This is a genomic window from Methylocaldum szegediense, assembly GCF_949769195.1.
In the GTDB taxonomy this organism is placed as follows: domain Bacteria; phylum Pseudomonadota; class Gammaproteobacteria; order Methylococcales; family Methylococcaceae; genus Methylocaldum; species Methylocaldum szegediense.
Map to the genome: position 1 here is coordinate 973206 of NZ_OX458333.1, position 16935 is coordinate 990140.

Genomic DNA, 16935 nt, shown 5'->3' on the forward strand with positions numbered 1-16935 from the left:
AAAACGGAACACGTAACCAATCAAGGAACCGTCTTAATCCCTTCTTAATCAGGTCTCGTTTCAAACAGGTGAAACCATGAAAACCGGTCTTAATCCCTTCGTCTTAATCCCTTCTTAATCAGGTCTCGTTTCAAACCCGTTACCCGACTCCAAAACGAAAACTGACGAGGTGTCTTAATCCCTTCTTAATCAGGTCTCGTTTCAAACAAGAGTCGACCGAGTCTTCGTTCCTCGGAACGAGGTCTTAATCCCTTCTTAATCAGGTCTCGTTTCAAACAGAGCTGTTACTGCAATATGCAGTAACAGATAAGTCTTAATCCCTTCTTAATCAGGTCTCGTTTCAAACGGATGGGCCAGAGCACAATTAACCAAAGGGGAAAAGTCTTAATCCCTTCTTAATCAGGTCTCGTTTCAAACCTCGCTAGCGTTCTGTCCTGCAAAGCCCAGACCTGTCTTAATCCCTTCTTAATCAGGTCTCGTTTCAAACAGGACTTGCGTCGGGGGTTCGCGGAATGCTTCCGGTCTTAATCCCTTCTTAATCAGGTCTCGTTTCAAACACCATGATCGAACAATTAAAACAGCAATTTCCGTCTTAATCCCTTCTTAATCAGGTCTCGTTTCAAACAATTTCCTCTGGTTAACTTTTTTAAAGTTGACCAGTCTTAATCCCTTCTTAATCAGGTCTCGTTTCAAACGAGGCTAGGAGGTAAGCCATGCAATGTGATCACGTCTTAATCCCTTCTTAATCAGGTCTCGTTTCAAACGCCAATACGGAGACAGTACTAGATACAAAGGGCAGTGTCTTAATCCCTTCTTAATCAGGTCTCGTTTCAAACAACCTAGCATGCAAAATCGCGCTAGAGGATTACCGGTCTTAATCCCTTCTTAATCAGGTCTCGTTTCAAACACTATGTCAACTTATAACTATGCCAACCTATAAAGGTCTTAATCCCTTCTTAATCAGGTCTCGTTTCAAACGCTGGCTTCGAAAAGGGTCAGTACGAGATCGTCGGTCTTAATCCCTTCTTAATCAGGTCTCGTTTCAAACACAAGATACCTAGCGGGGTATCTGTAGATACTAACGGTCTTAATCCCTTCTTAATCAGGTCTCGTTTCAAACTTAGACGCTTTTGAAGAGTGACATGGCTTACGGTCTTAATCCCTTCTTAATCAGGTCTCGTTTCAAACTTGCCTGCGATTCATGCCTACAATGGCATGAAACGCGTCTTAATCCCTTCTTAATCAGGTCTCGTTTCAAACAGCATGGAGGCAAGCAAATCAGCAAGCTGGCGGGGTCTTAATCCCTTCTTAATCAGGTCTCGTTTCAAACGATCAAAGAGAAACGAGTTAAGGGATCACTCAAGTCTTAATCCCTTCTTAATCAGGTCTCGTTTCAAACGGAGGCAAGCAAATCAGCAAGCTGGCGGGAAAGCGTCTTAATCCCTTCTTAATCAGGTCTCGTTTCAAACCGCCAATGGAAACGAAGACGGCGCGGCGTTCTTGGAGTCTTAATCCCTTCTTAATCAGGTCTCGTTTCAAACATCTATCGAAGGTGATGTATGAAGCTATTGGAGAGTCTTAATCCCTTCTTAATCAGGTCTCGTTTCAAACGTATATTCCTTCAGGATGTTGTTACCGTTAACGATGTCTTAATCCCTTCTTAATCAGGTCTCGTTTCAAACGAGCACGGCATTGAGCTAGTGCACATTGGTGACCGTCTTAATCCCTTCTTAATCAGGTCTCGTTTCAAACGAAAATGAACGTATTTGATACACACCAGGCTGAAAGTCTTAATCCCTTCTTAATCAGGTCTCGTTTCAAACGAAACGAAGACGGCGCGGCGTTCTTGGAGCAAAAAGTCTTAATCCCTTCTTAATCAGGTCTCGTTTCAAACGACGACCGCGATGGACATGAACAAGCTGCATCCGTCTTAATCCCTTCTTAATCAGGTCTCGTTTCAAACCAACGCAACGTTTTTAACTGGAGAACAGAATGATGTCTTAATCCCTTCTTAATCAGGTCTCGTTTCAAACAAATGAACGAAAACAAGCAGTATGAACTAGTAAAGGTCTTAATCCCTTCTTAATCAGGTCTCGTTTCAAACCAAACGCCCCCATAGAAGCGCGCGCGGGGCGCATCGTCTTAATCCCTTCTTAATCAGGTCTCGTTTCAAACAAAAAGCGCTTGGCTAGTTTGCGGTCCTAGTCAAGTCTTAATCCCTTCTTAATCAGGTCTCGTTTCAAACGCGATGCATACCAGAAAATCGCTCCTTTCGGCGGGTCCTAGTCAAGTCTTAATCCCTTCTTAATCAGGTCTCGTTTCAAACTAAAACACGGGCCAATACCTCCTAATTTCTGAGTCTTAATCCCTTCTTAATCAGGTCTCGTTTCAAACCAATACAGAACTTGAAGATGATAAGAGACGAAAAGTCTTAATCCCTTCTTAATCAGGTCTCGTTTCAAACCTGCCACCGTCGCGGATGCGCCCGAGTATCGACGTCTTAATCCCTTCTTAATCAGGTCTCGTTTCAAACTGCTGAAGGAAAAAGGCTTTGTCTTCGGCACTGAAGTCTTAATCCCTTCTTAATCAGGTCTCGTTTCAAACGGGTAGGTTTTACGAAACCGATTTAGGACTGCGGTCTTAATCCCTTCTTAATCAGGTCTCGTTTCAAACTCGATACAAGTTCGAGCTTCTGCCCGTCCTCGCGTCTTAATCCCTTCTTAATCAGGTCTCGTTTCAAACACTAGTCCCCATCGGTGACCGGGACGCTTTCTCGGGTCTTAATCCCTTCTTAATCAGGTCTCGTTTCAAACAATTGGAAAGTCATAGAGGAGATACTCGGGGGAAAGTCTTAATCCCTTCTTAATCAGGTCTCGTTTCAAACTAAGGCCCGCGAAGAACTCCGCGACATCGCGGAGGTCTTAATCCCTTCTTAATCAGGTCTCGTTTCAAACCGGCTTTGGTCGAAGAATCCGGCAGTTTATTTGCGTCTTAATCCCTTCTTAATCAGGTCTCGTTTCAAACTCGTCGAATTCATCGAGGATATCACCGATGCGGATTGTCTTAATCCCTTCTTAATCAGGTCTCGTTTCAAACAGCCTTTACGTCCAAATAGCACAAACTTTAGAAGGTCTTAATCCCTTCTTAATCAGGTCTCGTTTCAAACCACAACGCAAGCAAGAAGGAGGAAAAATGCTTAAAGTCTTAATCCCTTCTTAATCAGGTCTCGTTTCAAACATCAAAGCAGGTAAGCTCGATCCAGAACGGACCTGTCTTAATCCCTTCTTAATCAGGTCTCGTTTCAAACGGCACCTTTGCATATGAATACATTGCAGTGCCGAAGGTCTTAATCCCTTCTTAATCAGGTCTCGTTTCAAACTTTCCCCCATGCCGATTTATGGCCATCACGGGAGTCTTAATCCCTTCTTAATCAGGTCTCGTTTCAAACTTAAGGAAAACAAGCAACTTCGTGATCAGGTTGCGGTCTTAATCCCTTCTTAATCAGGTCTCGTTTCAAACGGCTCGTGTCTAAAACACCTCCATATTCAAAGGGTTACAAAGGGGGTTGCAGAAAAATCGACTTGCCGAAAAGTTAGCATCGAGCGAAGGCGATTTTCGGGGCATCATACGGGTAATTCAATGTGGATCGGAAAGTTGGGCGCAAGGGAGCTGCGTTCGAGCCTGGCATGGTTGTTGTAGAACAGCATCTTGCCGTCGTCCTGGCACACCCAGAATTCGCGTGCGCCGCGAGCGAAATAAAGCTCCTTCTTTTCTTCCATTTCGGCTAAGCCGTTTGAGGGTGAAAGTACTTCGATCACGATCTCTGGGGCTTCCGGGTATGGATGGGTCAGACCATGCCGTTCAAAGAACTCGGGGCTTGCCCAAACTACGTCGGCTACTTTCACGCCGTCGGAGGTCTGTATGCTGCACTCAGGCAACACCCGCCCATTAGGCAGATGTTGCCTGAGTAGGCCCAAAATCTCGCCTTGTAGCCAGGAGCGCTTGTTCGTGGCGGGACTCATGACGATATGCCCCCAGCGGTCGGTTTCGAATTTGAAAGGAAGGTCCTTGAACAACGGATTGTCGCAGATGTCTTGCCAGTTCATGTCAGCCTCCGGCGACCGGGATGCAAGTCGCTTCGCCATTTCAGCACGAATCATCAGTGGAGGTCCACCCAGTTTGAGCTATTCTCCAATTGTTCCAGCCACCCCCTCAGTTCGGCTTTGCGTTCCTTCTTATTGGGCCAGTCGGTCCATTCCTTGACGGTTTGGCGAAGCAGCGTCGCCAAGGCACGGCGGGCGTCGCTGTCTTGCCATTGCAAGGCGCAGGTAACGATAGCCCGGCGTTTTTCGTCGAATAGACCACCGGGTTGGTAGCGTCCTTTTGCTTTTTGTTCCAGGTAGAACGTCCGAAATGCTTCCACGGCTTGCATGTCTGCCGACATGGCGGCCAATCGCGCCTGCCGCTCCGCTTTTTCTTGAGCGAGACGAGCCTCTTCCTCCGCCTTGCGGCGTTCTTTTTCCTCTTCCTCCTGCCGCTTCGCCTCGGCTTCGGCGCGCGCTTTCGCCATGGCTTCCGCCTGCTCCCTGCGTTTCGCGGCGAACTCGCGGGCCGTATTCAAATGGGTTTCGCAAAGCTCTCGCAGTTCGGGCCATTCATGTTCCGGCGCATCCAGCGGCTGGACTTCCACCAGCAGCCAGCCGAAGGGCAGCAGGCCGGATCGCTGATCCTTTGTATCGGCGGCGAGCCAGAACGTTTTCGGAGTTTCGGCATAGCTGAACTGCTGTTTACCGGTTATAGGATCTTTGCCTTCCATGATCCTTATGTTTCTCGTCCCACTGACAGTGACAGATTCAGCTCCGGAGTGGCGGCCCACGCGAAGAAGGAAGGCCTCGCCGCGCCGAAGCTTGTCTTTGGCCACTTCGAATACGCGCAGTACACCCTGCGCCCAATGTGTGGACAGATAGCCTCGCTCGTTCAACTGCTTTATTTCCGCAGTAAGGATGTCTTGGTAAAAGGCGTTGCAACTGCCGGCTATCGTTTGCATGGAGTAGCGCAGGTTCCGATTGGGTAGGTTTTGTAAATCGCCGAGGCTGTTTACGTCTCGAAGGTTTATTTGCGCGGTGAAAGCCCGGTAATACCAAGCAGGAACACATTCGAGTATCTGATAAAGCTGTTTCTTCTCCGCCATCGATTCCCGGAGCTGGCCTTTTTCGTCGACAACTGCGGCTCTTTTGCGATTGACGGCTAGATGTATCTGAGCGGCGGGTAAATCGGGTTCCTGTTTCCAATGAGCGTCGGATATCTGGAATAGGCGCATCGGATCGCGTTCCAAGTAAAGCTTTCCGTTCTCAGCGTCGTAATAACGAAACAGCCTCCCCTGGAATGGATGTAAGCCTTTTTTCTCCGCAGCGGGTTGTTCGTTATTTTCTCGATTCAACAACGCTGTTCGAATCGCGCCTTTCAGCGATGATCCGAACAGAATCGGCTTGCGGGTAATGGGGTTGTATCCGGTACGGTCGATTTCCAGCCGGTTCAGTACCTGTTTGCCGTTGGCCTCTCGGTTGGCAGTCTGCCCGACCCGCGCCGCGTACAATTGCGCTACTCCGGGCAGTACGGGGATGGCATTCACCGCCCAAGCTTTCAGAATGTTCCTGCGTTGGTAGAAGAAACTCTGAAGACTCTTGATCATGTCTTCGTTGGGCTTGCGATTGGCTATCGTGAGCAATTCCTTCCGATCCTCGGCGGAAAACGCAGCCATCGCGGCGCCGGTATCGAATTCATGAAGAACGCCGTCGTCGATCACATAATTGGTGGGTTCGTAGCTTTCCCCGGTGCCGATGTGGACGGGCGACAAAGGTGTGATGTGCAATCTATAACTGGCGAAGGTGCTCATCTTGCATTCCTTTCCGGTAGCCGAATACCTACGGCGGGTGCGTAGCCTTGATGTACGGTACCCTGTAGGGAGCGGATCTTGGTCAACTGGCCGTTGCCTCCTAGCCCCTGGCCGACGAACGGGGCCGGATGAAATCGTTTCGGCGTCAGTACCGCTCCGGTTTGCGCCAACAACACGGGCGTTTTGAACGGATTTCCAAGGTGTACGCCGATGTCGCCATGACGGCCGAAGCGGGTGAAGGTTTGATAGAAGCTTCGTTCCGCGTCGAGTTCCAAGCCTTGGGGTGCGCTGGGGGCGAGCGTCAACCACGCGTTGGCATCCGCCTGGTCGGGTAGGGCATCCGGCTCGATTCCGGCTAGCTCGAACTTGCCGAGACCGATGGTTGCGTCACGGCCGAATCCGAATTCACCCATGTCCTGGAACAAGCGCTTCAGCTCTTCCCGTGACAATCGGGTTTCGTCGAGCACGACATAGATGTCTAGGTTTGGCTGAACATTGCTTTCAGATTTTTTTGTGCCGTACCAGAGCTGACTCATGGAATAGGGAGCGAACTGTCCGGTTCCGGTGGTGCCCGTGGCTCGGTTGATACTGTTGTGAGGTTGCGGCCGGCTGTGAGGTTCGGCCCCGGGAATGTCCGCAGCGGTCTTGCAGACGTTCAGCCAGTTTTCGACCGGCGTGGACAGATCTTCTTTGGGTAGCCAAACCCGTTTCTTTACTTGTTTGCGATCGGCGCTTTCGACTGCCGCAAACCAGTGGTTCGGCAATGTGGGGCGAGGTAAGTGGCCGCCCGGAAAGGCATCCGAAACGACGGCGTAGGGGCGGCCTTCAGTATAGCCCTGAAGGCATTCGACCAGTCGGTCTTCGCCATGGCGATTGCGCAAGGCCCAGCACAACTGGCCGAAAAGGGTGTCGCCCATAGGCCGCGTACCAAACGCGGTCCGGGGCGTGATCGTCAAGCGGATGAGGTTCATGCGGATGTTCCGTTTCTCCAATCGATGATGACAGCGCGTGAAGAGAGGCGAATGTCGCCGGCGGGTACGCGTCATGCGACCTGACTGAATTTGATCTCGCTGAGCTTTTTCAGGACGTCCTGGTCTTCCAATTCCAGCCGCGTGAACTTGATCTTGCCGTAGCCCCTCGAGCCGGAACCGCCGAGTCCGGTGAGTTCGAGCAACTTGAGCCCGCGCCACACGGTCGGCAGCAGATCCTCGTCGTCATGGACGCGGATTGTCAGATTGAAATCGAAGCGCGCCTGTGCGGGGACCCGTTCGGTATTGCGAGGATGTTCCGCCACGCCGCGGATGCGGTCGATCATGTTTTCCATTTTGGTTTCGGTCAGGAGCAGGTTGCTGCTGCCCATTTCCTCAACCCAAGTTCTGTCTAGAGCACAGTCCCAGAACGATAACCGGGTCGGACCGATTTCACGCACCAGGTCGTCGTTGTGGTTAGCGCCTTCAGGTGCGCCGCCGAACAGGCGAAGTATGTTTTTGGCTTGAACCTGCTGGGCTCCGGATAGTTGGGCAATATGTCTAAAGCTCAGTGGCTCGCCATTCGTGATTCCTACAACCCCAAGTTCCCATTCCAAAAGGCTACGGATTTTCCCTTTGATGCTGGAGCCGGGGATATAGGGCTCGAGCGTGAGAGGATGCTTCAACACCGGGTTATCGGTGCCGCCGATGCGCATTTCGTTATTCCCGGAACCGATATGGAGGCCGGAAATGAGTTCAAGGGTGCCAGTGAGTTTTTGGATAGCGGTGAGTTTCATAGTCGGTATTTCTCGAATTATTAAGTAAGCAGTTGGATAAACACGCAAAACCGATTTGATGTCCGTATTGCCGCAGCTCGCGTCATTCCGGCAGGGATGCCGGAATCCAGGCCATGGACGGTAACCGAGAAGTAGCCACAGACCGTTCCTTCCTGTGTCCTTGATGCCGGCATTCCCTGCCGGCATGACGGTCGATACCCGGCCGAATTAAGCGTAGGTAGTTGTCTGTCAGGAACCGCCAGTTAAATCTGTCCATAAATCGCGCCATTCCGGATTACTCGCTTCAATCAATCCGATCTTCGCTGCCCGAGGCCATTTCTTGATCCGCTTTTCCCGGAGAATGGCGCTTTCCATTCGTTCGTGCAGCTCGAACCATACCAACATGTGAACCCCGTATTTCTTGGTAAAGCCTTCCACAAGGCCGTTTCGATGTTGGAAAACTCGTCCGACAAGGTTCGAAGTTACGCCAACATACAGGGTTCCGTTGCGACGGCTCGCGAGCATGTAAACGCAAGGTTGTTTGTCCATATCAAGGCCATTTGTTCCGAGAAATCGCGTATTCGACGTCGATGCCGTATCGGGCCTGCCATCCTGGACGCTGGATTCCGGCATCCTTGCCGGAATGACGTTCAAATCGGTTTCAGAACCTAATTTGGCCGGGCTTGTTTAAAGAACCCGAGAAACGCTTCGAAGTGCGTACGAAAATTTCGGAATGCCGATAGTCCGGCCTCGCTCGAATCCTTGATTTGATCCATGCAAGTGGAAAACCACGTAACAAATTTGTCGTCTACCAATTCTCGACCTCTGGCATAGGCAACTTTGGCGTTCATCATTTTGATAAACGGCAGCATTTTTCCGAAGCTTTCGACGTCGCGCGCTTTTTGTTCCCACATGCAAAGCTCGTCATAAAATTTCCTGAGCTGAGTGGGTTTATTCGCCTTGTCGTCTCGCTTTACCCGCCATTGCCGGGATTTCTTGTCCTCGGTGAGAAGTTCCGGATCCTTCAACTCTTCCGCAAGCTGCCGAGCGGTTTTGTCGTACAGGTCGATACTCGGGTTGCAGATGTCGAACGGCTCCGTCTGGCAAGTGCATCTTGGTGGAGTGGTGCTGAATGCAAAAAGACCCATAGTTACCTCCTTAGTCACGTTGCTGATACAAATGGGTAAAGAGGGCGATCTTGTAGGCTGCCCCGTGTTGCTCTATGCCTAAGCGTGCGATTTCTTCGGCTAACAATCCCTGCCAGGCGCGGCGTTTGCGTTCGGTCTCCTGACGGTCGTCGCCGCCCCGGATGCGGCTTTCCGCCTGACGGCGGGTGCGATAAGCGAAGTAGGCGTGCCAAAGGGCGTTCTCCGGTTTCTCTCCGACTTTCGCCGCCATGTCCGTGAGGTGCAGCAGTCCGTAGAGGTAGCCTGTCGACAATGCCTCGTCTTTCGCCAGGCGCGTGAGCCCCGCTTCCCGTTCCATGAGGCTGTCGAAGTGCACCCACGAGACCGTATGCCCGAAGCAGGTGACGGCATTCTTGGGCGGCGACTTCCGATTGTCGGGATTGGACGATTTGGCGTCGTCCAGCGCTTCCTCGGCCAGCCGAGCCAGATGACGGATGGGCAAACCGGGTTTCGTCATGGATAGCCCGGCCGAAAAGTGAATATCCGGGTTTCCGGCCACATAATCGGCAAAATCCGCTTTCATGCGTTGGGCCAGTTTCAAGGTCGAGTGCCAAGGGCCGATGAGAAAGAAATCGTCTCCGCCCGCGAAGACGGTGTAGGTGTTGCGGTAACGCCGGACACCATTCTCCGTACCCTGCGCGCACAGCCAGGGCAGATAGACGGCGAAGAAAGCATTCATCTGCCGCGACAATCCCGCCATTTTGGCGAATGTGGGCCGTTCCAGCCCTTTCTGGAAAATCGTGCCGAGGTTGTCCACATCGCCTTTCAGCGTCATCAGGGCCTCCGCGCCGATCCAGTTCCCGTCTTGATCCAGGCGGCGGTCGTCACGCGCCAGGTGGTTCAGGGTCTTGATCTCTTCCGGATGGGGATCGAAGTCCTCCGGATTTTCGATGCCTTCGTAACGCTCCGCTTCCCAGGCATTGGTTTCGTCGAAGCGCGGCACATAGGCATTGATGTAGCGCCGGGCATAGCCGTCCCACAACGGCGCGTCGGCCGATTCGGGCAGAGAGAAGTCCCAGGCGCGCGCCAGGTTGCCGGACCGTGCCTCCCCGCCGAAATCTCCGGTGGCCTCTTTCGAGCGGGTGAACAGGATGTGATAGCCGAAAATGGAAAGTTCCAGGCGGTTCAGTTTCTGCCCCGGTCGCAGCGGCTCGATCGGCCGGCGAGTGACGAGCAAGCGATCCTGGGTGGCCAGGTAATGACCGGTCATGATCTGATCGTAGGCGAGAGCCGAGACATGGACATCCTTGCCTTCCTCCAGCGGACGACATGCCGGCGAACGGCCGTCGATCGCGCAAGCGCCTTTGTTGATGTCGAAAGCATTAAGAAATCCGGCGAAGACAGCCGGCGCAGGTGTGTCTCCGCATAGTCCGAAGCGGCGCAGCTTGGCTTCGTCCAGCTGCTCGAACAGGCGTTTCATCAGGTCTCGGAACGGGCTGTCCTGTCCGGCGCCATGTCGAAAATCTCGGCTCGCCGCGGGCAGCCAGGCCAGCCCGGCGCCGGATTGACCGTAGGTATGGGCCAGAAACCAGTCGTCAAGTTCGGTCTGGACGACCTTGAGTTTCTCGACGATCTCCGGCGTGTTCGGGGCCACGATGAGACACTTGCCGGCGGCATTGACGACTTGGCTCGTGGAGGGAAGGTCGAGCGCTTCCAGCACTTTCAAGGCCGCCAGTTCGTTGAGCAGCGAGACGTAGAAAGACCTTCCGCGCAAGAGCTTCGCGGCGCGCTTCTGGGTTTCGCCGCCGGTGGCGAAGATGAAATCCTGGATGCCGAAGAAATCCCCCTGAATGAGGAGGAATTTGGGCTCGTCCCAAGCTTTGCGGGCTTCTTCGCTCTCCGCCCGTTGCCTATCCCACATGGCGGCCAGTTCGCGTCGCGTGGCTCCGCCGCCGTGTTTTTGGTCGTCATGGTAGCGCCAGAGTGCGACTGCCAGGGCCGCGGTGGTTTTGGAATGGTCGTAAAGCGATACATCCGGTCGGACCTTGCCCACGGTCGCTGACGGAATCGCATGGGTGAAAGCGAGCCAGAGGCTATCGAAATGATCCAGCCAGAGCGGAAGGCTGTTCCGGTGCGCCTCCGGTATCTCCTCCATGGCGGCCTTGAATTGATCCCAAAGCTTTTGGTATTCGCCTTGCGCGGCGGCATTGTCGTCTTTTTCGTAGTCCGCCGCCTGCACGGGGAAAATGCCTTTCGGTGAAAGCGGCTTCAAGGGATAGCGCCAGCGCGGCAGTTTTTCCGGCGCGGTTTCGTCCAGACGGATCTGTTCCAAGAGCGTCCATTGCCGGGCGGTATAGTGGTTTTTGCGGTATTCGGTCTCATCCGACGAGGCGTTGTAGTTGTCGAACTCATCCCGCTCGAAACCAGAAGCAAGACGATCTGCCGTAGCGATGATCCATTGCAAAAGGCTGTCCGGCCTATGATGGCGCGCGGCGGCGTTGATCAGCGAATCGTCCGCGTTCTCTTCGCTCCAGGACGCGAACGGCGTCATATCCCGACCGACCAGCGCCGGCATGTGGCGCTCCAGCAAATCGAAGGCGATCGCGGTATAGGCCGCGTGGATATGGGTCGCACGGTTTTGGAAGTGAGGACAATAAAGCTGAACGTTGATGTCGCGGCGCGTACTGTCTTTATCGGTTTTCTGCATCGCTTCAGGAATGCGGGCACGCTCCGCGAATTTCCCCAAGTCGTGCAGAAACGCTGCCAGGGCCACACGGGCCGAGGCTTCCAGTCGTTCGGAATTCATCCGGGTCTCCTCTGAATCAAGCACAAAAGTCAATCTGGTGGGCCGACAGGCTCAGACCATACGTCGTCCTGGGGCGTCGACCGAAACCTTTGATCTCATAAGCGGCAGCTGCCGCCCCCAGAGCATCCCGCAGCATCCGGTTCACCCGGCTTTTGCGGCGCTCGAAATAATTCTTGTCCATCCCGTAGCGGAGCCCTTCCACCACGCGGTCAGCATCGCCGAGCTCGCCGAGGATAGTGTGGTATTCCCGGCGATATTCTTCGGCGTAGGCCTGGTTCGGATAATCCGGTAGGGAAGGCGATGGACACGGAATCGGATCGAGGCCTTGCTGCGCGCGCCGGGCGAGCCAGGCGTAGAAAGCGAGCTCAGCGGGTGGAAAGGGAATCTCGATGCCGCCGGCGGTCACGGTGCGCGCGGAGAGATCGATGTCGAGGCGCGCGGGTCCCAGGGCGGTTTGGGCAGCGCGCACGGTCGCCGAGAAACTGCTGCGGCCTTTGAGCAGCGCCTCGGGCAGGCCGTGGCGGAGGCGCACGAAAGGGATGTTGGCCAGGGTGACGACGGCGTTTTGGGTGTCGAGCGGCTTTTGATCGGGCGGCGAGGCGTAGATCACGTGGGAATACGGCGTGGGGTAGAAAAAACCGGGGTGCGACTCGAACGGCGCGTCGACCAGGACGTGGGAGAGCCGATCCTGCGGGCGTCCGTACAGCGAGAGGGCGTAGCCCGCGAAGAACCCGAGGGTTTTTCGGCCGCCGGCGAGCGACACGTGCAACTGGGTATCGTCGTCCTCGGTGAGGCGGCGCACCCATTCGGTGATGCCGTCTGCGGCCGCGGTGTTATCCGCGCCGCTGCGGATATCGGTCAGCGGATGGCCGTCAGCATCGGTTAAGGTGTGCAAGCTATCCACGCTGAACCGAATCGGCGGCAGCCGGTAATCCTTGCACAAGCGATGAAACCAGCCGGGTTCGTCGCTGAACAGCATCAGGCGCGCTCGCTCCACGCCTTCGGCGGTAGAGAGGACGTGAATCTCGGTGGGAAGCGATTCGGGCTCCTCCTGCGAGAGGGCAAACAGGGTTTCAGTCACAACTTGGGGCGTCAAGCCGGTAATGACGAGCAAAATTCGTCGAGGGTAGCTCATTCGTGTCGCAGTCGGTCAGATGAACGGTTGGGTTGCCGTCCCTGGCGGTCCTGTCCGTTGCGCGATAGTGTGCCTTCGCTAGTAGTCGGTCAGGGGTTCCGGCAAGCTTGCGGCGTGGATGCGGTAGCGGCCGAGTCCCATGGTGGCGCCCTTGCCTACGTGAGTCCATTGACCCAGCCAGAGGTAGGGCCAGAACGGCTCGACCTCCTCGCCGCGCAGTTCGAAGCGGCCGAGAAGCCCACCCATCTGCATGGTGGTTTGCTGGCGCGAGGAATAGCGCGTCCAGTCGTGCCAGCGGAGCTTGGGCTCATGCACCGGCACGTTGCGCGCGCTTTGGGCGAGGGCAGCGAAGTCGACCTCCAGCGGGGTATCGGTGTGGAAGTAGGTCAGCATGGACAGCCTCCGCAGCAGAGGGCCGAATAGATCACCGAAACGGAATTGCGCGGGCGTGACGAGGTGGTCCTCCCGTTTCAGTCGCAACGGGGTTTCGAGGCGGATTTCGAAACGTTCGGGGAGGGCAGGTATAGCCGGTGTTCGGGCGGGTGTCATCCGCAAGGGCTGGCCGGGCTCGTAGACGATCGGATTTTCCGTTGCCTCGGCCTGCTCCACCTTGATCAGTTCGAAGGCTTGCGAAGCGCGGCCGAGGCCCGTTTTGCCGGCCTGGTCCAGGGCATGGATGAAGTAGGGAAGATGGCGGTCGGCGCGTCCGAACAAAGTCAACCCGAGGCGGTAGGGCAAGCCATTGGGTCGCGGGTCGATGCGCAGCGCGAAGGGGTGCGGTGCCGTAGCGTAGCGCCGCATTTTTTCGCTGTCGGGCGGCGGCGGGGTTTCGAACACGTAGGGGAAGACGCAGCTTCGGTACAGTAGACAGGACGGACAGTCCGTGCCCCGCACCACGCACACCGTGCGCTTGAGCGCATGGCCGAGGGCACCGCGCCAGGCGGACCCGGGATAGGCGGGGAGGCGGAGCGGTTCGGTGGTTTCGAAATGGCAGCGGAACACCGCCAGGGGCAGGATCGGTAAGCGGGAGGCTGAGGACATGAAAACCTTTCTTCTACTCGGTAGCGGGAAAATCCATTACAAACCGAGAGGAAGTTTAGGAGAGATTCGGCAAGCTTGCGAAGCGATCGACAGCTTCCAGGGTATCGAATCGACTCAGCAGGCGCGGGGAAGGTCGGTTCGAACAGAGCCTTTTCATAGGTCCGCGTGATTCCGTTCCCCAGGCGGTCCACCCTTTGAATTCCCCCCTGATACTACTCGGTAAGTTTCCGGAACTATTTAGGATGTGGTGAGGTAAAAACCGAATCTTTCGAATTTCGGTGTTCCCGAAGACACCGTTTGCCGCTGGAGATACATCGGTCGATAACGGGAATGATGCGGTTCCCTCCGGTCACCGCATCCTACGGCCTTTTTATTCATGTCTTTTAATTCCCCTTCTTAATCAGGTCTCGTTTCAAACCTTAGACAAAAATCAGATTGAATCCGGCATTAAGTATTAATCACTTCTTAATCAGGTCTCGTTTCAAACCTCAACGCAACGCAACGTTTTTACGCCGCCGTGTGTCTTAATCCCTTCTTAATCAGGTCTCGTTTCAAACTGAACTGGCTCAGGAATTACAACGCCGGGCCGAGGTCTTAATCCCTTCTTAATCAGGTCTCGTTTCAAACGAGGGCGGCTGGATGGTGTTTGACACCGTGACGGGTCTTAATCCCTTCTTAATCAGGTCTCGTTTCAAACAGAATTAAAGAAGCAATATCCTTTGGTCGACTTTGTCTTAATCCCTTCTTAATCAGGTCTCGTTTCAAACGAGGACTTGCGTCGAGGGTTTGCGGAATGCTTCCGGTCTTAATCCCTTCTTAATCAGGTCTCGTTTCAAACTGAGCACGGACACGGAATTTGAGATCCTCAACGGGTCTTAATCCCTTCTTAATCAGGTCTCGTTTCAAACCCAAGTCCAGGACAAGTTGGACGCGGAAACCCGTCTTAATCCCTTCTTAATCAGGTCTCGTTTCAAACCAGCAGTCAGCGATACCTTGACGACGAGACTGTTGTCTTAATCCCTTCTTAATCAGGTCTCGTTTCAAACGCCGACGCGCTGGCAAAAGCAGCTTCCGACATCGTGTCTTAATCCCTTCTTAATCAGGTCTCGTTTCAAACCGTCCAAATAGCGCAAATTTTAGAAGCTCTTAAGGTCTTAATCCCTTCTTAATCAGGTCTCGTTTCAAACTGGGGTGGACAGAAAGTTCCGCGGCTTGACCGGTGTCTTAATCCCTTCTTAATCAGGTCTCGTTTCAAACGTACAAGTTCGAGCTTTTGCCCATTCTTGTTCAAGTCTTAATCCCTTCTTAATCAGGTCTCGTTTCAAACCTTTCCATACAGTTAGACTAGCATTAAGGGGGTGGTCTTAATCCCTTCTTAATCAGGTCTCGTTTCAAACAAAGACTTCAAACAAAACGATTGGCGCACGTTTGGTCTTAATCCCTTCTTAATCAGGTCTCGTTTCAAACGCCGCATTGCAAGCAAGCTTGGAACGTATCAAGGTCTTAATCCCTTCTTAATCAGGTCTCGTTTCAAACAGCTTGCCTGTTGCATTGCAGGCAAGCTTGGGTCTTAATCCCTTCTTAATCAGGTCTCGTTTCAAACATGACGATGAGTAAAATCACGATAACTGCCCAAATGTCTTAATCCCTTCTTAATCAGGTCTCGTTTCAAACAGTACGAACTCACCAACGATTCATTTCCAATCGTGTCTTAATCCCTTCTTAATCAGGTCTCGTTTCAAACTACGCAACAACTCCGAGAATGAAAGAATACTTGGGTCTTAATCCCTTCTTAATCAGGTCTCGTTTCAAACAAGACCCGCCTCAATGAGATGGGCATTTCGTTGCGGTCTTAATCCCTTCTTAATCAGGTCTCGTTTCAAACCAATAAACTAGCTATCATTTTGTCGAAGTAAGGAAGTCTTAATCCCTTCTTAATCAGGTCTCGTTTCAAACTTCCGTTGCGAGACGTAATCAATCAACCTATAAGAGTCTTAATCCCTTCTTAATCAGGTCTCGTTTCAAACCGTAGCGTTGTGGATAAACAGCGTCGAAGGATTGTGTCTTAATCCCTTCTTAATCAGGTCTCGTTTCAAACAAGGACGTGCCTTATCAGTTAGTCAATAATCAACTGTCTTAATCCCTTCTTAATCAGGTCTCGTTTCAAACGGGCACAATTGATCAACCGATAAAGAGAGGAGAAGTCTTAATCCCTTCTTAATCAGGTCTCGTTTCAAACAACAGCGAGGATCTTAGTCGACAGGCGGAAATGGTCTTAATCCCTTCTTAATCAGGTCTCGTTTCAAACGGCACAATCAGTCAAGCAACAACTGGAGAATAGAGTCTTAATCCCTTCTTAATCAGGTCTCGTTTCAAACACCTAATGAGGCACTACAATGCGCAAGATAAAGTCTTAATCCCTTCTTAATCAGGTCTCGTTTCAAACCGTTCATGAAGCTAAATGAAGCAATAAAGCAAGGTCTTAATCCCTTCTTAATCAGGTCTCGTTTCAAACTGCGATCTCGCCATCTTGTCGTGCGTCCCTCGTCTGTCTTAATCCCTTCTTAATCAGGTCTCGTTTCAAACGGTTACCCTTACGAATATTCAGGGATACAAGCTGTCTTAATCCCTTCTTAATCAGGTCTCGTTTCAAACCCTTCGCGAGTTCGATCAATCGCTTGAGAGGAATAGTCTTAATCCCTTCTTAATCAGGTCTCGTTTCAAACAGAACATGCTGCCAATATGGCTTATGAAGAGGAGTCTTAATCCCTTCTTAATCAGGTCTCGTTTCAAACGCCTACTCACTGGCTAAATAACGCGGGTCGAGTGGTCTTAATCCCTTCTTAATCAGGTCTCGTTTCAAACCTCTCTGACCTGGCGGTATTCTCCGAATACGCCGTCTTAATCCCTTCTTAATCAGGTCTCGTTTCAAACAATGCTAAGTGAGGTAATAGAATACGCTGCCTATTGTCTTAATCCCTTCTTAATCAGGTCTCGTTTCAAACGAAATTACGCGAAGCAATTCAAGAGGCAGCAAACGTCTTAATCCCTTCTTAATCAGGTCTCGTTTCAAACAATGCTAAGTGAGGTAATAGAATACGCTGCCTATTGTCTTAATCCCTTCTTAATCAGGTCTCGTTTCAAACGTAAACGTAATGAAATAAGGGGAGATACAATGGGTCTTAA

At 52.6% G+C, this 16935-nt stretch carries 9 protein-coding genes and 2 CRISPR repeat arrays (2 of these 11 running past the window's edge); all 9 genes read right to left on the bottom strand.

Annotated features, from left to right (window positions below; genetic code table 11):
• Window positions 1-3519: direct repeats of the CRISPR family, unit length 36 nt; unit sequence GTCTTAATCCCTTCTTAATCAGGTCTCGTTTCAAAC (it extends 1923 nt beyond the left edge of the window).
• Between the two features lie 104 nt (window positions 3520-3623).
• The 9 genes from QEN43_RS04160 to cas6 all read right to left on the bottom strand — a co-directional run bounded on the left by QEN43_RS04160 (window position 3624) and on the right by cas6 (window position 13749).
• Entirely contained in the window at window positions 3624-4106 is a 483-nt protein-coding gene (locus QEN43_RS04160) for a Uma2 family endonuclease (RefSeq protein WP_317963723.1), read from the bottom strand.
• 53 nt (window positions 4107-4159) lie between these two features.
• Window positions 4160-5896 (bottom strand): RAMP superfamily CRISPR-associated protein, encoded by a 1737-nt coding sequence (locus QEN43_RS04165; protein ID WP_317963724.1) that lies wholly within the window; start codon window positions 5894-5896, stop codon window positions 4160-4162.
• Window positions 5893-6867, bottom strand: coding sequence for a type III-A CRISPR-associated RAMP protein Csm4 (gene csm4 / locus QEN43_RS04170; RefSeq protein WP_317963725.1), 975 nt, complete (start codon window positions 6865-6867; stop codon window positions 5893-5895). The genes QEN43_RS04165 and csm4 overlap by 4 nt, the downstream gene beginning before the upstream one ends.
• 71 nt (window positions 6868-6938) lie before the next feature.
• Window positions 6939-7661: a type III-A CRISPR-associated RAMP protein Csm3 gene (csm3, locus tag QEN43_RS04175; RefSeq protein ID WP_317963726.1), complete on the bottom strand. Its 723-nt coding sequence runs from the start codon at window positions 7659-7661 to the stop codon at window positions 6939-6941.
• Between the two features lie 228 nt (window positions 7662-7889).
• Window positions 7890-8273 (bottom strand): GIY-YIG nuclease family protein, encoded by a 384-nt coding sequence (locus QEN43_RS04180; RefSeq protein WP_317964063.1) that lies wholly within the window; start codon window positions 8271-8273, stop codon window positions 7890-7892.
• 35 nt (window positions 8274-8308) lie between these two features.
• On the bottom strand, window positions 8309-8788 hold the full coding sequence (gene csm2 / locus QEN43_RS04185; protein WP_317963727.1) for a type III-A CRISPR-associated protein Csm2: 480 nt from the start codon (window positions 8786-8788) through the stop codon (window positions 8309-8311).
• Between the two features lie 10 nt (window positions 8789-8798).
• Entirely contained in the window at window positions 8799-11573 is a 2775-nt protein-coding gene (gene cas10, locus QEN43_RS04190) for a type III-A CRISPR-associated protein Cas10/Csm1 (RefSeq protein WP_317963728.1), read from the bottom strand.
• Between the two features lie 16 nt (window positions 11574-11589).
• Window positions 11590-12708, bottom strand: a complete 1119-nt coding sequence (gene csm6 / locus QEN43_RS04195) for a CRISPR-associated ring nuclease Csm6 (RefSeq protein WP_317963729.1) — start codon at window positions 12706-12708, stop codon at window positions 11590-11592.
• A gap of 78 nt (window positions 12709-12786) precedes the next feature.
• Complete coding sequence (cas6, locus tag QEN43_RS04200; RefSeq protein WP_317963730.1) at window positions 12787-13749, bottom strand: CRISPR system precrRNA processing endoribonuclease RAMP protein Cas6; 963 nt, start codon at window positions 13747-13749, stop codon at window positions 12787-12789.
• 382 nt (window positions 13750-14131) lie between these two features.
• Window positions 14132-16935: direct repeats of the CRISPR family, unit length 36 nt; unit sequence GTCTTAATCCCTTCTTAATCAGGTCTCGTTTCAAAC; it runs 1792 nt beyond the window's last position.